Raw genomic sequence first — 14,313 nt, 5'->3', positions numbered from 1 at the left:
AGAAGCCCCAGGTTTGACGCCTCGGACTTATAGGTCGAGGAGCCGAACTATTTGTGCGTGATCTTGGTGATCGTGCCGTCCATACCGCTCGAGGTGAACTCGAACTCGACTTGATCGCCTTGCTTGACCGACGCCAGATCCACATCGGGTGCCTTGAAGGTCATGGTCATCGCCGGCCATTTCAGTGCCTCGACAGGTCCGTGCGCGATCGTGATCGTCTTGGCGGCGGCGTCGACCGCCTCGACCGTGCCACTGGCTGAGGCCGTGGCGGCTGCTTGTGCCGTTTCTGGCATGGACATCGATTCGGCCGGAGCTGGCGCGGGCGCCTTCGATTCTGCGGGCGTTTCCGGAGTGGCGGCGGTCACTGGGGCATTCGCGTCATACGACGGCGACGAAAGGCGGTCAGCAGGGCAAGCGTGAGCACCAGGGTGGGCGTTTTCATGGGAACTCCTTGGTCGAGGTGATTGGTGAAAAAAGAGACCATCCACGTGCAGCTAGCAATGCGCAGGTGGTCAGGCTTCGTCAGCAAGGGCAACGGCAATCGCCCTTTTCGGTAGCAGCGGTCGCGTCCGTCATGATGACGCGGTCGTAGCGCTTCGCGACGCCATCCACCAACTCGGCGGTCACACACGAGGCCTCGGTGGCGGTGACGCGCGCGTGCCCGATGGTTTTGAACAGCGTCGCACCGCTGCTCTTGAAGGGGATGGAGCCGCGTTGAATCGCCAGTGACATGCCGACGTCCGGTCGCGGCGTGTGCTTGAAGCACACTTGGAGCTGATGATCGCCGACCTGATGGACCGAGCCGACTGGGGCTCGCTCACGCGGCGCGGCCGCAGCGGCGATCGGGAGCAGCAGGCTGATGGCGAGCGATGTCAGATGCAATTTCATGGAAACCTCCTGATAAGCCAGAGGGAGTGGCACGGCGAGCGCCAAGCGCGTCGCTCGCCGTGGTCCGTCATGTCGGCAACGCCGACGAAGGAAGTGGGTCACGAGTCCACCGTGATCGCGCCAGGCGATGACGCTGCAGCAGCCGGTAGGCGGCCGGGATCACGACCATGGAGAGCAGCGGTGCACTGAGCATGCCGCCGACCATGGGCGCAGCGATGCGCTGCATGACTTCGGAGCCGGCACCACTACCGATCAGGATCGGGAGCAGACCCGCGAGGATCACGGCAACGGTCATCGCCTTCGGGCGCACGCGTTGCACGGCGCCTTCGCGAATGGCAGCGTCAAGCTCGGCCTCGCCGGAGGCCGGGTTGGCAGCGAGTTGCCGCTCCCAGGCATGGCGTAGGTACAGCAGCATGATGATGCCGAACTCCGCCGCCACGCCGGCCAGGGCGATGAAGCCGATCAAGGTTGCGACCGAGACCGCGTGGCCCATGGCCCAGATCAGCCAGAGGCCGCCGACCAAGGCCAACGGAAGGCTGAGCATGATGATCGCGGCTTCCGACGCCCGGCGGAACACCAGGTAGATCAGCCCGAAGATGATCACCAGCGTCGCGGGCACCACCACGCGCAAGCGTTCGCCGGCGCGCTTGAGGTACTCGTACTGGCCGGACCAGCCCACGGCGTAACCGGCCGGCATCGGCACCTGCTTGGCGACGGCACGTTGCAGATCGGCAACCACCGAACCGAGGTCGCGTCCGGCCACGTCGACGTATACATAGTTGGCTAGGCGGGCGTTTTCGCTGCGCAGCATCGGCGGGCCTTCGCTGTAGCTCAGCTCGGCCACCTGTCCCAACGTCAGCTGCACACCACCTGGCGCGAGCAACGGCAGCTGCGCGAGCGCGGCCGGCGAGTCGCGGATCGTGCGCGGATAGCGCACCACCACGGGGTAGCGTTCGCGGCCCTGGATGGTCTCCGCGACCGGTTCGCCACCCACTACGGTCGCAATCAAACGCTGCACGTCGGCCTGACTCAAACCGTACCGGGCGGCCGCGTCGGGCCGCACCTTCACGTCGATGTAGCGACCATCCGCGATGCGTTCGGCCAGCGCCGAACTCACGCCGGGTACGGTGCGTGCTACCCGCTCGATGCGATCGCTTACCTGCGCCAGCACGGCGACGTCTGGGCCGGAGACTTTGATGCCGATTGGGCTCTTGATGCCGGTGGCCAGCATGTCGATGCGGTTGCGGATCGGCGGCACGAACAGGTTCGTCAGGCCCGGCACCTTGACTGCGCGGTCGAGTTCCTCGCGCAGCTTCTCCGGCGTCATGCCGGGCCGCCACTGGTTGCGCGGCTTGAAGGTGATCGTGGTCTCGAACATCTCCAGTGGTGCCGGGTCGGTGGCGCTCTCTGCCCTGCCTGCCTTGCCGAACACGTGGTCCACTTCGGGCACGGTTTTGAGCATGCGATCGGTCAGTTGCAGCAGTTGACCGGCCTTGCCGGCGGACAATCCCGGCAGCGCCGATGGCATGTACAGCAAGGTGCCCTCCTCCAGCGGCGGCATGAACTCGCTGCCCAGACGCAGGAACGGAATCAGGCTCAGCAGCAGCACAGCGCCCGCCAGCGCCAACGTCAGTTTCGGAAAGCGCAGCACCGCGTCCAGCGCCGGCCGATACAGCGCGATCAAGGCGCGATTGAGTGGGTTGTCCTTCTCAGATCGGATATGACCACGGATCAGGTATCCCATCAGCACCGGGATCAACGTGATGGACAGGCCCGCCGCTGCAGCCATGGCGTAGGTCTTGGTATAGGCCAGCGGCGAGAACAGCCGACCTTCCTGCGCCTGCAAAGCGAACACAGGCACGAATGACAGCGTGATCACCAACAGACTGACGAACAGCGCCGGACCGACCTCGCTGGCGGATTCCGCCATCAGCTCCCAGCGTTCGGCGCCCTCCGGTTCGCGGCCCCGAGCCTCGCGGAAATGTTCAAGGTGCTTGTGCGCGTTCTCGATCATCACGACCGCCGCATCGACCATCGCGCCGATCGCGATCGCAATGCCACCCAGCGACAGCAGATTTGCGGTGATGCCCTGATAGTGCATCACGATGAATGCCGCGAGCACGCCCAGCGGCAAGGTAATTACCGCCACCAGCGAGGAGCGTATGTGCCACAAGAACAACGCACACACCAGCGCCACGACGAGAAATTCCTCACCGAGCTTGCGAGTGAGATTGCGCACGGCCTCGAGGATCAGCTCGGAGCGGTCGTAGGTCGGGACGATCTCGACGCCAGGCGGAAGGCTTGTTTTCAAATCCTGCAGCCTGGCCTTGACGGCTTCGATTGCCGCGAGCGCGTTCTTGCCCGAACGCAGGATGATCACACCACCGGCGACCTCCCCTTCCCCGTCGAGCTCGGTGATACCGCGCCGCAAGGTCGGGCCGCGTTGCACCGTCGCCACGTCCTGCAGCAAGACCGGCACGCCATCGGTGCCTGTCGTCACCGGCACGCGTTCGAAGTCGGCGCGAGAGCGCAGGTAGCCTTCGCTGCGGACAATGAACTCGGCTTCGCCCTGTTCGATCACCGAACCGCCGGTGGCGCCGTTGGCGGCCTGGATGGCGTCCGTCAGCTGGTTGATCGTGATCCCGCGGGCGGCCAGCGCCTGTGGGTCGGGGGTGATCTGCCAGGCTTGCACCATGCCGCCGACGCTCGCGACTTCGGCCACGTCGGGCACGGTCTTGAGGTCGTAGCGCAGGAACCAGTCCTGCAACGCCCGCAGCTGTCCCAGGTCGTGACGACCGGTGCGGTCGACGAGTGCGTACTCGTAGATCCAGCCCAACCCCGTGGCATCCGGTCCTATCGCCGGATTGACCTGTTCCGGCAAGCGATCGCGGACCTGGCTCAAATACTCGAGCACGCGCGAGCGAGCCCAGTACAAGTCGGTCTTGTCGTCGAACAGCACGTAGACGAACGAATCGCCAAAAAACGAGAAACCGCGCACCGCCTTGACGCCGGGGACGGACAGCAGCGTCGTCGTCAGCGGGTATGTGACCTGATCTTCAACGATGCGCGGCGTCTGCCCCGGCCACTCGGTGCGAATGATGACCTGCGTATCGGACAGGTCCGGCAAGGCATCGAGCGGTGTGTGCAGCACGGACCAGATGCCGGCCACCGCCAGCGCGATGGCGGCTACCAGCACGAACAGCCGGTTGGCGATCGAAGCGCGAATGATGCGGGCGATCATGGCTGTCGCTCCACAGCAGGCACATCCCGAATGGTGCAATCCGGGCTCGCCTCCGGCGCGAACTTCGGCACCAGTTGCATATCCATGAAGGGCGACTTGCCAGGCTGGTCGAAATGCTTGTCCGGCACCATCGGGTCGTACCAATAGGCCACCGGGCATTGCCGCGCCTTGGTTGGCGCGCTGACCGCTGGCTTTGCAACGGCCGGGGGCGTCTGCTTCTTGGGCAGCGTCTCGGATGGCGTCGTGCGCATGGGCGCGGTCTGCGGCGGAGCCGGTATCGCCGTGTCCGGCATACCGGGCATGACATCACTCGGCATGTTCGCTTCTTCATCGCCTGCGTCGGCATTGAGGCGTTCGAGTGCGCCTGACAGGTTCGCTTCCGAATCGATCAGGAACTGCCCCGAGGCCACCACTTTTTCGCCGCCATTGAGGCCGGCGAGAATTTCGGTCATGCCGTCGCTACTGCGACCGGTCTGCACGCGCACCGGATGAAACGAGTCGTCGGCGCCGAGCACGATCACGCGGGCCTGCGCCCCCGTTCCGATCAACGCATCCGTCGGCACCAGCGGCCGTTCGGCGCCCGAGGTTGGCTGTAGGGCGATCTGCGCGAACATGCCCGGCGCGAGCAGACCGTCCGGGTTGTCCAGGACGATGCGAGCCCGCTGCGTGCGGCTGCTCACGTCCACCTGCGGCAACAACGTTTCCACGCGGCCGTGGAAGGTCTCGCCTGGCAAGGCGTCGACGGCCGCCTCCACCGACGTGCCTGTCGCGATACCCGCGCTGCCCGCTTGCGGAATCGACGCCTCGAGCCAGACCGTCTGCGTGCCGTTGACGCGGAACAACAGCGTACCCATCGGTGCGGACTGACCTTCGCGCACGCCGATTTCGCTGACGACGCCAGTCACGGGCGAGGTCAACGTGAGGCGCCCGCCCTGCCCGGCGCCACTGCCCGCGGGCAATCCCAACGCACGCAGCCGTTCGTGGGCGGCGGACTGCAACCCCCGTGCTGCGGCCGAACGAGCGCCACCCAGTGCCCGTGCTTCGGCTATCGCTGTGTTCCAGCTGGGCGCGATGATGCTGGCCAAGGGTTGTCCGGCGCGCACCGGCTCAAACGGGGCGCGCACGTGCAAGCGTTCGACGATGGCGTCGACCCGCGCACTGACGATGCGTTCCTGCCGCAGATCCCAACCGATGGTGCCGGGCACGCGGATAGCTGCCGCTAGCTGGCCGCGCTTGACCACCACCGTGCGGATGCCGAGGTTCTGGCGCACGCCCGGCGCAACGGCAATGCCGCCGGCCGTCGCCTCGTCGGCGTACTTCGGCACCATCTGCATGTCCATGAAGGGCGACTTGCCGGGTTTGTCGAAGTGCTGGTCGGGCACCATCGGGTCGTACCAGTAGAGGGCTTTGCGTTCGGGCTGCGTGCTCGATGTGCCGGTGGCGGACACACTTTCGCCGGAGCGCCCCCACCAGTAACCGATACCGACCGCTGCCAGCAGCGCAAGGGAAACAGCAGCAATCACCGCGCTGCGATGAATGGTGTTCATGGCTGCCTCTCCGATGGCAGCAGGAAGGCCAACGCGGCCCAGGCACGTCCGAGTTCACCGAGGTGTTCGGCGTGCGCCAGGTGGACATCGAGTTCATCACGGCGGGCGTTGAGCCATGGCTGCAGGTCGCCGCCAGCGCGGTACGCGGCGAGCGTCGTTGCGCTGCGGTCCTGCGCGAGCGGCAATAGGGAGTCCTCGTGCAAGGCGACCTGGCGCTTCAACCCTTCCCAACGGGCGAGGTCGGCACGAATGCGCGCAGTTTCCTGGCGGCGCAAGTCTTCCCGCGTGGCAAGGGCGGCCTGATAGTCCGCTTCGCGAGCGGCAATGCCGCGATCCTGCCGGTTGCGCGAGAACAGCGGCAGGCCGATGCCTACCTCGAACATGATCATGTCGCTCCGGCCGCCGGCACGCTGGCCATAGGAAGCACCCACGCTCCAGTCCGGTCGTTTGTCGGCGCGGGCAACATCGATCGCGGCCGCGGCGGTTTCGACTTGGGCCGTGACGGGGAGCAACGGTCCGACCCGATCCGCCTCTGCGAGCAATCGCGCTTCCGGCATCGGCAGAGAGTCGAAGTCCGGGGCTTGGTCGGCCGCTTCGACCGTCGCATCGCCCAGCCAGCGCGCCAGTCCGGCCTGCGCCGCCATCTCCTCGGCACGCGCGGCTTCGATGCGGTTGTCGAGTTCCAGCAGTGCCGCTTCGGTGGCGAGTGCATCGCTCACCGGTTCGCTGCCGCTGGCCACTCGCGCCTTTGACACTTTCGCCGCCAGAGCCGCTTGCTCCCGCAGCTTCTGCAGCGCTGCCAACTGACGTTGCGCCGCCCAAACCGCGATCCAGGCTTCGGCCGTGGCACGGCGCACGGCCAGTACCTCGGCTTCTGCTTGCGCCTGGGCCTCGTCGATCTGGCGCGCGGCGAAAGACTGACGCACCGAGCGTTTCGCGCGCGACGGAATCTCTTGCCGCAGCCCGATCTCTTTCATGGTCATGTCATCGGCGCTTGCGTCGAAGGCGTCGCTTCCGGTGACCGGCAGGTTGTCGATGCCCACCGTCAATATCGGATCGGGCAACGCGCCGGCTCGGGCGGCCTCTTCTTGTGCAGCCGAGACACCGGCTCGACGGGCATCGAGCATGGGCGCACGCTCGCTGGCCAGACGGACAGCCTCCGGCAGCGTGAGCGCGTGGGATGCGGCCAAGGCCGCAAATGGCGTCACCAGCACGGCGACGCACACGGTCCGGATCAGCGTACGCTCAAGTGCGCCCCAGGACCGACAACGATCAAAACGGGAGTTCATGACACCTCCGAAACGGACATGGCAACACGCACGGCGCATCGGCGCCGGCGCGGATTCGCTACGTCGTTTCGGGGGCTAAATCAGAAGACTGCAGAAACGCAGTCGAGGCGGCGGATCCGATCGGGCGATCGGTACGTCGGCATGGACGGCACCGTGGGAGATGGGCTGCACATACACCGGCGACATGACCAGCGGTGGCAGGGCCAAGGGTGGCACCGACAGCTTGGCGGCGTCAGCCGCGACGGAGTGGTCCGGATTGCAGTGCTTCTCGCACAAGCCCGGGTTATCCCGGGCCTGCTCCATACCCATCTCGGCGCAATGCTCGGCCATCGCCGATGCTTCAGCAGGCATCTGCTCCATCGGGCACAGGTACGCAGCCAGCGCCGCCTGCTGGAACAGCAGGCAGAAGATCACCGTCAGGGCAATCCGTAAGCGGTGGCGGGCGCGCCGGGTCATGGGCAGGATGGTACTCCTCTGGCGGTGGGCAAGCCGGTTAGCCATAGACGTGGTTTAGCGCGGCGAGTTCCCCGCGCCTACCCCCGGTGGCCAGCCGGCTATCCGCAACAGGGCTTTTGCTGCTGGATGGGCGGACATGGCACCGTGCCGTAGGAGCAGAAAACACAGCAGTCGCCCGGTGCTGGCCGCAGCAGCTCGCCACAGGCCGTGCACTCGTAGAAGAACTGGCACGCCGTCGTCGGCATTGTCTCGACGGCTTGGTGCCCGCATTGCGGACACGTCAGCGTGCTCTGCAGTTGCAGCTCAGTCACCCTTCGCTCTCAGGCTGGCAGGAAAGCCGGCGTCCGTAATGGCACGTGTTACGACAGGCAAGCTCGTACGTTCGGCGTCAAACGTCACCACCACCGTGGCCGCCTGGGTATTGACCTGCTTGCCCGTTACGCCCGGCACTTGGTCCAGGGCCTTCTCGATCGTGATGCTGCAAGCGGGGCAGGTCATGTTTTCGACGTTAAGCACGACCTGCTTGGGCGTCGCCGCAGTCGCCGCGCCGACCCAAGTCAACATCACCAAGCTCAATATGGATTTACGCATCGATCATCTCCTACAGAAACCAGCCCACGTAATAAGGAAAGAGCAGCAGCAGGCTAATCAGTACCGTGGCGAGCCATAGCCACCGTCTGCGGCGGCGCAGGGCCAGAGGGTCCACGCACTCCCCGTCGGTACGGCAGCGGGACGCCGGCCCATAGAGGTTCCAGAAAGCCAGGCCCAGGCACACCAGCGTGGCTGCACTGAACCAGGGGCGCCAGGCATCCAGCGCGGTGAGGTTGGCGATCCACGCGCCACTGATGCCCAGCAGGACCAGGACCAGGGGCACCACGCAGCACACGGAGGCCGCGATGGCGGCAAGACTCGCTGCAACGATGGCTGGAAGGGAGGATTTTGCGGGGAGACTGGCCATGGGCGCATACTACGGTCCGTACCTGGGTACGGAGTCAAGCCATGGCCGCGGGCGCCCTCACCATCAGCAAACTGGCGGCATCGGCCGGCGTGAATGTCGAAACCGTGCGCTATTACCAGCGCCGCCGATTATTGCCGGAACCCCAGCGGCCCTTGGGCGGCTTTCGCCACTACGGACCGGCCGATGTCACCCGCCTGCAGTTCATTCGGCGCGCCCAGACGATGGGGTTCACCCTGGATGAAATTGCCGGACTGCTAGACCTCAAGGGCAAGCGAGCCTGCGAACAAACGCGTCAGCTGACCGAGCTCAAACTGGCCGATGTTCGCCAACGACTCGATGCGTTACATCGATTGGAAGGCGATCTGATGAACCTCATCGCCGAATGCAGTCAAGCACCTACCGGCGAGTCGTGTCCGACCCTCGGCCGTCTAGAACATGCGGATGCGTGACCGGACGGAAAACGCAGAGCTAATCCCTTCCCCCATACCTACAGACTGATTGGCATCATCTCGTCAGTCGCTTGCCCGCGCATTGGTGGCGTCACTCCGCGTAGACCATACGGCTCGCGCGATGCTTGGGACCTGGCCTCCATGACGCACCAACAGCAGCGCAGCCAGCGCCAAATAAATCCAGGCCATCGTGGTGAGCACCTCGATCTCTCGTGCCGGCGTGGCCTGATAGAAGAAGGCCAATCCAAGCTGAGTCATGAAGAGCACCGCCAAGGCAGCTGCACCCAAAAGACTCAGACGCCATTGCAGCAGGAGCGCCAGCGCAAACAATGATTGCGCTGCGGTCAGAAAGAACTCCTCATGCTGCCGGGCATCCAACGGCAACGAGGTCAGTGAACCGGCACCGACGCTCATCGCGATCGGCAGCATGCCCACCAGCAGCGTCCATTGGTTGATCTTGTCGCTGATCATCGTGGTCAGGCCGGCGCGAGCACGGCCGTCGAGGACGAACAGGATGGTGATCGTCACGGCCGGCGCCTCACTGGCCAGCGGCGCTAGCCACTGGATTAGCAGGAATTCGTCCATGCCTAGCTGACGGCCCGTAGAAACCAACGATTCGGCGAACGGTTCGGCAGCCAGCAGGATGACGCCGGCTGCCACCACGCTCATTACCGCCATCGCAGTCCAGCGCCTGGCAGGCGACCACAGCGCAATCACGGCCCCGGGGCCCGGTTCCTCGTCCTCCTCTTCCTCCTCATTCTCTGCCTGCGACACACGCCACAGGTAGATGCAGAACAACGATCCAAGGATCATGAAGTCGATCACCCCGATGCGATCCTTGAGCACGATGACAAACGCGTACGCGCTGGCCAACGCCAGGAAAACAATCTCCACAGCGTTCTCGCGTTGCAGGGCGATGCCGCGCTGCCGCGAGTGCCACCAGTGCAACCCCACCAGCAGTGGCCAGGCCAAGCCGATCAACAGGCGATTGGCGCCGGTCATGTTGGCGGCGGCATACGCGACATAGCCAGACGCCGGATCCTGGCCCGCGCGATACGCGTAGTAGAAGTCGACTGCATACTCCGGGAGCACGGTGATCAGTGCTACCACCGCCAGCACGAAGCCGGTGGCGATGTACTTCTCCGCCGCTTCGGCGCCCCATGACAACAGAAAGCCCGACGCCAAGATGGCGACGCCGAACAATGCCGCATCGCCCAACGGACCCGCGCTGCCCGAGGTCAGGCGCAAATAGACCGCCGGGACTACCGCGGCCACAGCCACAGCGACCGGAACGACGAACTCGCGCACAGCGTTATGGATGCGGGTCATGCCTGCGTCTCCCTCAGTGGTGATCCGGCAAATGAGTACCGGTCAACATTTCTTCCTTCGATTCGGATGGTTGGTGCAACCAGCGGTACAACGCCGGCAGTACCAGCAAGGTCAGCAGCGTCGACGAGACGATGCCGCCGATGACCACGGTCGCCAACGGCCGTTGCACTTCCGAGCCCGCGCCGACGTTGAGCGCCATCGGCAGGAAGCCGAGCGAGGCGACCAGCGCGGTCATTAGCACCGGGCGCAGGCGACCAAGCGCGCCATCGATGATCGCGTTGTCGAGCGGATCGCCTTGCTCGCGCAACTTGCGGATGAAAGCGATCATGACCAGGCCGTTGAGCACCGCGACACCCGAGAGCGCAATGAAGCCCACCCCAGCCGAAATCGACAGCGGGATGCCGCGTAGCGCCAGCGCGATCACGCCACCGGTCAGCGCCAATGGCACGCCACTGAACACGATCAGCGCGTCCTTGACCGAACCGAACGCCCAGAACAACAGCGCGAAGATGATCATCAGTGTCACAGGAACCACGACGGACAGGCGCTTGCTCGCCGAGATCAGCTGCTCAAACGTGCCGCCATAAGTGATCCAATAGCCCTCCGGCATGCGCACGTCGAGTTCGACCCGCTCGCGCACCTCGTTGACGAAACCGCCCAGGTCTCGATCGCGCACGTTGGCCGTGACGACGACCCGCCGCTTGCCGTTCTCCCGGTTGATCTGATTGGGCCCCAGTTGCACGCGGATCTGGGCAACTTCGCGCAGTGGCACCGTGCTCGGTGCCCCGACCCGCCCGCTCGCTCCGCGACTGGATTCATCCGCTTGGCCATCGCCGCGCAACGGAATCGGCAGATCAGCCAACGCGGCCGGATCGCCGCGCAGCCGCTCCGGCAACCGCACGACCAGATCGAAACGGCGGTCGCCATCGAAGAACTGGCCGGCGACGTCACCACCGATGGCCGTGGCCACGGTCGCCTGCACGTCACCGGGGTTCAGGCCGTAACGCACTAACGCCTCACGATCCGGGACGACCGTGAGTAGCGGCAAGCCGGTGACTTGCTCGGTTTTGACGTCTTCCGCGCCCGGCACCTTGCGCAGCACACGCTCCACCTGCCCGGCTACTTGCACCAGCCGCTCCAGATCGTCGCCAAAAACTTTCACCGCGACGTCCGAACGCACGCCCGAGATCAGTTCATTGGTGCGCATCTGAATCGGCTGGGTGAACTCGTAGTTGCTACCCGGGATTTGCCGCGCCGCCTGTTCCATTTCCTCCATGAGTTCGGCTTTGGGCTTGCGTGGATCCGGCCACTGCTCGCGCGGCTTGAGCATCAAGAAGGTGTCCGCCATCGAGGGTGGCATCGGATCGGTGGCGACTTCCGCCGTGCCGATCTTGGAGAATACGTTTGCAACCTCGGGGAACCGCTTCATCCGCGTTTCCAGCGTCTTCTGCATGACCACTGACTGTTCCAGGCTAGTGCCCGGAATCCGCATCGGCTGCAGCGTGATATCGCCTTCGTCGAGGCTGGGGATGAACTCCGACCCCAGCCGGGTGGCCAACAGCGTGCACACGACGACCAGCGCCAGCGCCGACGCCAGCACCGCCTTGCGGTGCGCCACCGACCAGGACAGCACCGGCGTGTAGCATTGTCGCGCCCACTGCATCAACCGGTTGTCCTTCTCGGCAACGCGGCCTCCGAGGAACACCGCGACCGCCGCGGGGACGAAGGTCAGCGACAGCACCATGGCGCCCGTGAGGGCCAGCACCACAGTGATCGCCATCGGGTGGAACATTTTTCCTTCGACGCCGGTGAGCGCAAAGATCGGCAAGTACACCGCCGTGATGATGCCCAGGCCGAACAGGCTGGGACGGATGACCTCGGCGGCAGCGCTGGCGGTGAGATCGAAGCGTTCCTCGCGCGTCATCACCCGCCCCCAGTGGTGCTGGGCATCGCCGAAGCGACGCAGGCAGTTTTCGATGATGATCACTGCGCCATCGACGATCAGACCGAAGTCGAGCGCACCCAAACTCATTAGGTTGCCCGACACGCCGCCTCGGACCATGCCGATGATCGTGAACAGCATGGCCAGAGGAATGACCGCGGCGGTGATCAACGAGGCGCGTGCATTCCCCAGTAGCAGGAACAACACGATGATTACCAGCAGCGCGCCTTCGATCAGGTTCTTGGCGACGGTGTGGATGGTGCGATCAACCAAAGCGGTACGGTCGTAGACCGGCTTGGCGTGCACGCCTTGGGGCAGACTGGCCGCGGCGGCATCGAGCTTGGTAGCGGCGGCCCGCGAGACTTCGCGACTGTTCGCGCCGAACAGCATGAAGGTGGTGCCGATGACCACTTCGTGGCCGTTCTGGGTGGCGGCACCCGTGCGCAGCTCGCGGCCCTCGCCTACAGCGGCCACATCGCGCACACGGATCGGCACGCCTTCGCGCCGGTCCAAGACGATGTTGCCGATGGCATCGAGATCCGCGACTTGTCCTGGCACACGCACCAGGAACTGTTGCCCGTTTCGCTCGATGTAGCCGGCCCCGATGTTCTGATTGTTGCGGGCGACGGCCTCGACGACATCGCGCAAGGTAAAGCCGAGCGCCACCAGTTGCGCGGGATCCGGCGTGATGTGGATCTGCCGTTCGTAGCCGCCTATGGTATTGACCTCGGTCACCCCCTTCGTGTTGCGCAACTGCGGCCGCAACACCCAGTCCTGCAACGTGCGCAGATCCGTCGCGGTGTAAGTCGTACCGTCCGGCTTACGTGCCGACGGGTCGGCTTCCACCGTGTACATGAAGATTTCGCCGAGTCCAGTCGAGATCGGACCCAGCTCCGGCTCCAGCCCTTCCGGCAATTGCGAGGAAACTTGTTGCAGACGCTCGGCGACTTGCTGGCGGGCGAAGTACAGGTCCGTGCCGTCCTCGAACACCACGGTGACTTGCGAGAGACCGTAGCGCGACAGCGATCGGGTGTAGTCGAGCCGCGGCAGCCCGGCGAGCGCTGTCTCAATCGGGAACGTAACGCGTTGCTCGGCCTCCAGTGGTGAATAGCCCGGGGCTTGCGTGTTGATCTGTACCTGGACGTTGGTGATGTCCGGCGTGGCGTCGATCGGCAGCTTGCCGTAGCTCCAGATGCCCAGCGCCAGCAAGGCACCGGTCAGCGCGAGCATCAGCCAGCGATGCGCGATCGAGAAGCGAATGATTTTTTCGAGCATCGTCCTGGTCTCACTCTTCTTCGACGGTCGATTTCTCGATATCCGCCTTCACCAGGAAGCTCTGCTCAACTACGACCTGTTCGCCCGGCTTGAGCCCCGCGAGAATCTCCGCCCGCAGGGCATCGCGACGACCGACTTTCACCGGCCGTACCCGATAGGTGTCGCTACCTTCGCGCACGTACACCACGTCCTGTTCGTCCGCGCTCTGCAGGGCGGTCAACGGCACCACCAGCGCGACCGGCTGACGGTCGACAGTGACCCGCGCCTTCACGGCCGAACCGGGCCGCCACAGGCCATCCGCATTCTCGATCGTGGCGCGAGCAACGGTGCTCTGACTGGCGGTTGCCGTGCCCGGCAGCACGCGTTCCAAGGTCGTTTCCGCAGTGACACCATCGCTCAGGCGCGTCACCGTGACCGGTACGCCGGCACGGATGTGTTGCGCGTCGGCCCCGAACACGTGGAGATCGACCCAGACTTGCGACAGATCGGCGATCTCGAACAGCGCGGTACCCTCGCCCGTCACTGCCCCGAGTGCCGCGTTACGGCTGAGCACGACCCCCGAGATCGGGGCGGTCACGGTATAGGTGGTCAGACTCAGATTGCTTTCGATCGTCGCCAGCGGTTGGCCCGCACGCACGCGATCGCCGACGTTGACCCCCAGCGCCCGGATTGGGCCGGGAAAGCGCGCCATCACCTGGGCGATGCGTCCTTCCACGGGCGTCAGCAAGCCTTGCACTTCGTGCTCGTCGGCAATTTCGCCACGACCCGCCGGCGCGACCCGGATGCCAGCCTCCATCGCGGTCTTGGCGGGAATCGCGGTGCGATCGGACGGGCCTTCGTGTTCCTCGTCCTCGTGCGCCGCGGCGGTTTCACCCCGCTCGGTGTCTTCCTTCGCGCCAGTGCAGGCCACCAGCATCGCAGCCAAGGTCATTGCGGCAA

13 protein-coding genes are annotated in these 14,313 nt (G+C 65.1%); 1 reads left to right on the top strand and 12 read right to left on the bottom strand.

Annotated features, from left to right (window positions below):
• Positions 1-47: 47 nt before the first annotated feature.
• From GN331_RS04100 to GN331_RS04060, 9 genes are all read right to left on the bottom strand, one after another.
• Positions 48-365, bottom strand: a complete 318-nt coding sequence (locus tag GN331_RS04100; RefSeq protein WP_331713359.1) for a copper-binding protein — start codon at positions 363-365, stop codon at positions 48-50.
• A gap of 157 nt (positions 366-522) precedes the next feature.
• Positions 523-888: a hypothetical protein gene (locus GN331_RS04095; RefSeq protein WP_156640547.1), complete on the bottom strand. Its 366-nt coding sequence runs from the start codon at positions 886-888 to the stop codon at positions 523-525.
• A 67-nt stretch (positions 889-955) separates the two neighbouring features.
• The gene (locus GN331_RS04090) at positions 956-4,129 is read right to left on the bottom strand and encodes an efflux RND transporter permease subunit (protein ID WP_156640545.1); all 3,174 of its coding nucleotides are present in this window, start codon (positions 4,127-4,129) and stop codon (positions 956-958) included.
• Positions 4,126-5,676 carry an efflux RND transporter periplasmic adaptor subunit gene (locus tag GN331_RS16680; protein ID WP_156640543.1) on the bottom strand — a complete coding sequence of 517 codons (1,551 nt, stop codon included), beginning with the start codon at positions 5,674-5,676 and terminating at the stop codon, positions 4,126-4,128. Before GN331_RS16680 ends, GN331_RS04090 begins: the two co-directional genes overlap by 4 nt.
• Positions 5,673-6,965 (bottom strand): TolC family protein, encoded by a 1,293-nt coding sequence (locus GN331_RS04080; protein WP_156640542.1) that lies wholly within the window; start codon positions 6,963-6,965, stop codon positions 5,673-5,675. Before GN331_RS04080 ends, GN331_RS16680 begins: the two co-directional genes overlap by 4 nt.
• Positions 6,966-7,040: 75 nt before the next feature.
• A complete protein-coding gene (locus GN331_RS04075) occupies positions 7,041-7,421 on the bottom strand; it encodes a hypothetical protein (RefSeq protein WP_156640540.1) in 381 nt (126 codons plus the stop codon).
• 98 nt (positions 7,422-7,519) lie between these two features.
• The gene (locus tag GN331_RS16675; RefSeq protein WP_331713358.1) at positions 7,520-7,732 is read right to left on the bottom strand and encodes a GDCCVxC domain-containing (seleno)protein; all 213 of its coding nucleotides are present in this window, start codon (positions 7,730-7,732) and stop codon (positions 7,520-7,522) included.
• Complete coding sequence (locus GN331_RS04065) at positions 7,725-8,012, bottom strand: heavy-metal-associated domain-containing protein (protein ID WP_156640538.1); 288 nt, start codon at positions 8,010-8,012, stop codon at positions 7,725-7,727. The genes GN331_RS16675 and GN331_RS04065 overlap by 8 nt, the downstream gene beginning before the upstream one ends.
• Before the next feature lie 10 nt (positions 8,013-8,022).
• Complete coding sequence (locus tag GN331_RS04060; protein WP_156640536.1) at positions 8,023-8,379, bottom strand: mercuric transporter MerT family protein; 357 nt, start codon at positions 8,377-8,379, stop codon at positions 8,023-8,025.
• Positions 8,380-8,420: 41 nt separating this feature from the next.
• On the opposite strand from GN331_RS04060, the gene GN331_RS04055 reads away from it, so the two are divergent.
• A complete protein-coding gene (locus GN331_RS04055; protein WP_156640534.1) occupies positions 8,421-8,828 on the top strand; it encodes a MerR family transcriptional regulator in 408 nt (135 codons plus the stop codon).
• Between the two features lie 63 nt (positions 8,829-8,891).
• On the opposite strand, the gene GN331_RS04050 is transcribed toward GN331_RS04055, so the two are convergent.
• The 3 genes from GN331_RS04050 to GN331_RS04040 are packed head-to-tail and all read right to left on the bottom strand — an operon-like array spanning position 8,892 to position 14,305.
• The gene (locus GN331_RS04050; RefSeq protein ID WP_156640532.1) at positions 8,892-10,157 is read right to left on the bottom strand and encodes a sodium/calcium exchanger protein; all 1,266 of its coding nucleotides are present in this window, start codon (positions 10,155-10,157) and stop codon (positions 8,892-8,894) included.
• Positions 10,158-10,170: 13 nt separating this feature from the next.
• Complete coding sequence (locus tag GN331_RS04045) at positions 10,171-13,374, bottom strand: efflux RND transporter permease subunit (protein WP_156640530.1); 3,204 nt, start codon at positions 13,372-13,374, stop codon at positions 10,171-10,173.
• Between the two features lie 10 nt (positions 13,375-13,384).
• Complete coding sequence (locus GN331_RS04040) at positions 13,385-14,305, bottom strand: efflux RND transporter periplasmic adaptor subunit (protein WP_231734326.1); 921 nt, start codon at positions 14,303-14,305, stop codon at positions 13,385-13,387.
• Between the last annotated feature and the right edge of the window lie 8 nt (positions 14,306-14,313).

This window comes from Noviluteimonas gilva, from assembly GCF_009740395.1.
In the GTDB taxonomy this organism is placed as follows: Bacteria; Pseudomonadota; Gammaproteobacteria; order Xanthomonadales; family Xanthomonadaceae; genus Noviluteimonas; species Noviluteimonas gilva.
Note: the sequence above shows the minus strand (reverse complement) of the source record. Positions and strands in the feature narration are given on the sequence as shown.

Bases quoted from the DNA above. Each gene is read 5' to 3' on its own strand.
- GN331_RS04065 (WP_156640538.1), bottom strand. From the start codon at position 8,012: ATGCGTAAATCCATATTGAGCTTGGTGATGTTGACTTGGGTCGGCGCG.
- GN331_RS04050 (WP_156640532.1), bottom strand. From the start codon at position 10,157: ATGACCCGCATCCATAACGCTGTGCGCGAGTTCGTCGTTCCGGTCGCT.
- GN331_RS04045 (WP_156640530.1), bottom strand. From the start codon at position 13,374: ATGCTCGAAAAAATCATTCGCTTCTCGATCGCGCATCGCTGGCTGATG.
- GN331_RS04095 (WP_156640547.1), bottom strand. From the start codon at position 888: ATGAAATTGCATCTGACATCGCTCGCCATCAGCCTGCTGCTCCCGATC.
- GN331_RS04060 (WP_156640536.1), bottom strand. From the start codon at position 8,379: ATGGCCAGTCTCCCCGCAAAATCCTCCCTTCCAGCCATCGTTGCAGCG.
- GN331_RS16680 (WP_156640543.1), bottom strand. From the start codon at position 5,676: ATGAACACCATTCATCGCAGCGCGGTGATTGCTGCTGTTTCCCTTGCG.
- GN331_RS04090 (WP_156640545.1), bottom strand. From the start codon at position 4,129: ATGATCGCCCGCATCATTCGCGCTTCGATCGCCAACCGGCTGTTCGTG.
- GN331_RS04080 (WP_156640542.1), bottom strand. From the start codon at position 6,965: ATGAACTCCCGTTTTGATCGTTGTCGGTCCTGGGGCGCACTTGAGCGT.
- GN331_RS04040 (WP_231734326.1), bottom strand. From the start codon at position 14,305: ATGACCTTGGCTGCGATGCTGGTGGCCTGCACTGGCGCGAAGGAAGAC.
- GN331_RS04055 (WP_156640534.1), top strand. From the start codon at position 8,421: ATGGCCGCGGGCGCCCTCACCATCAGCAAACTGGCGGCATCGGCCGGC.
- GN331_RS04075 (WP_156640540.1), bottom strand. From the start codon at position 7,421: ATGACCCGGCGCGCCCGCCACCGCTTACGGATTGCCCTGACGGTGATC.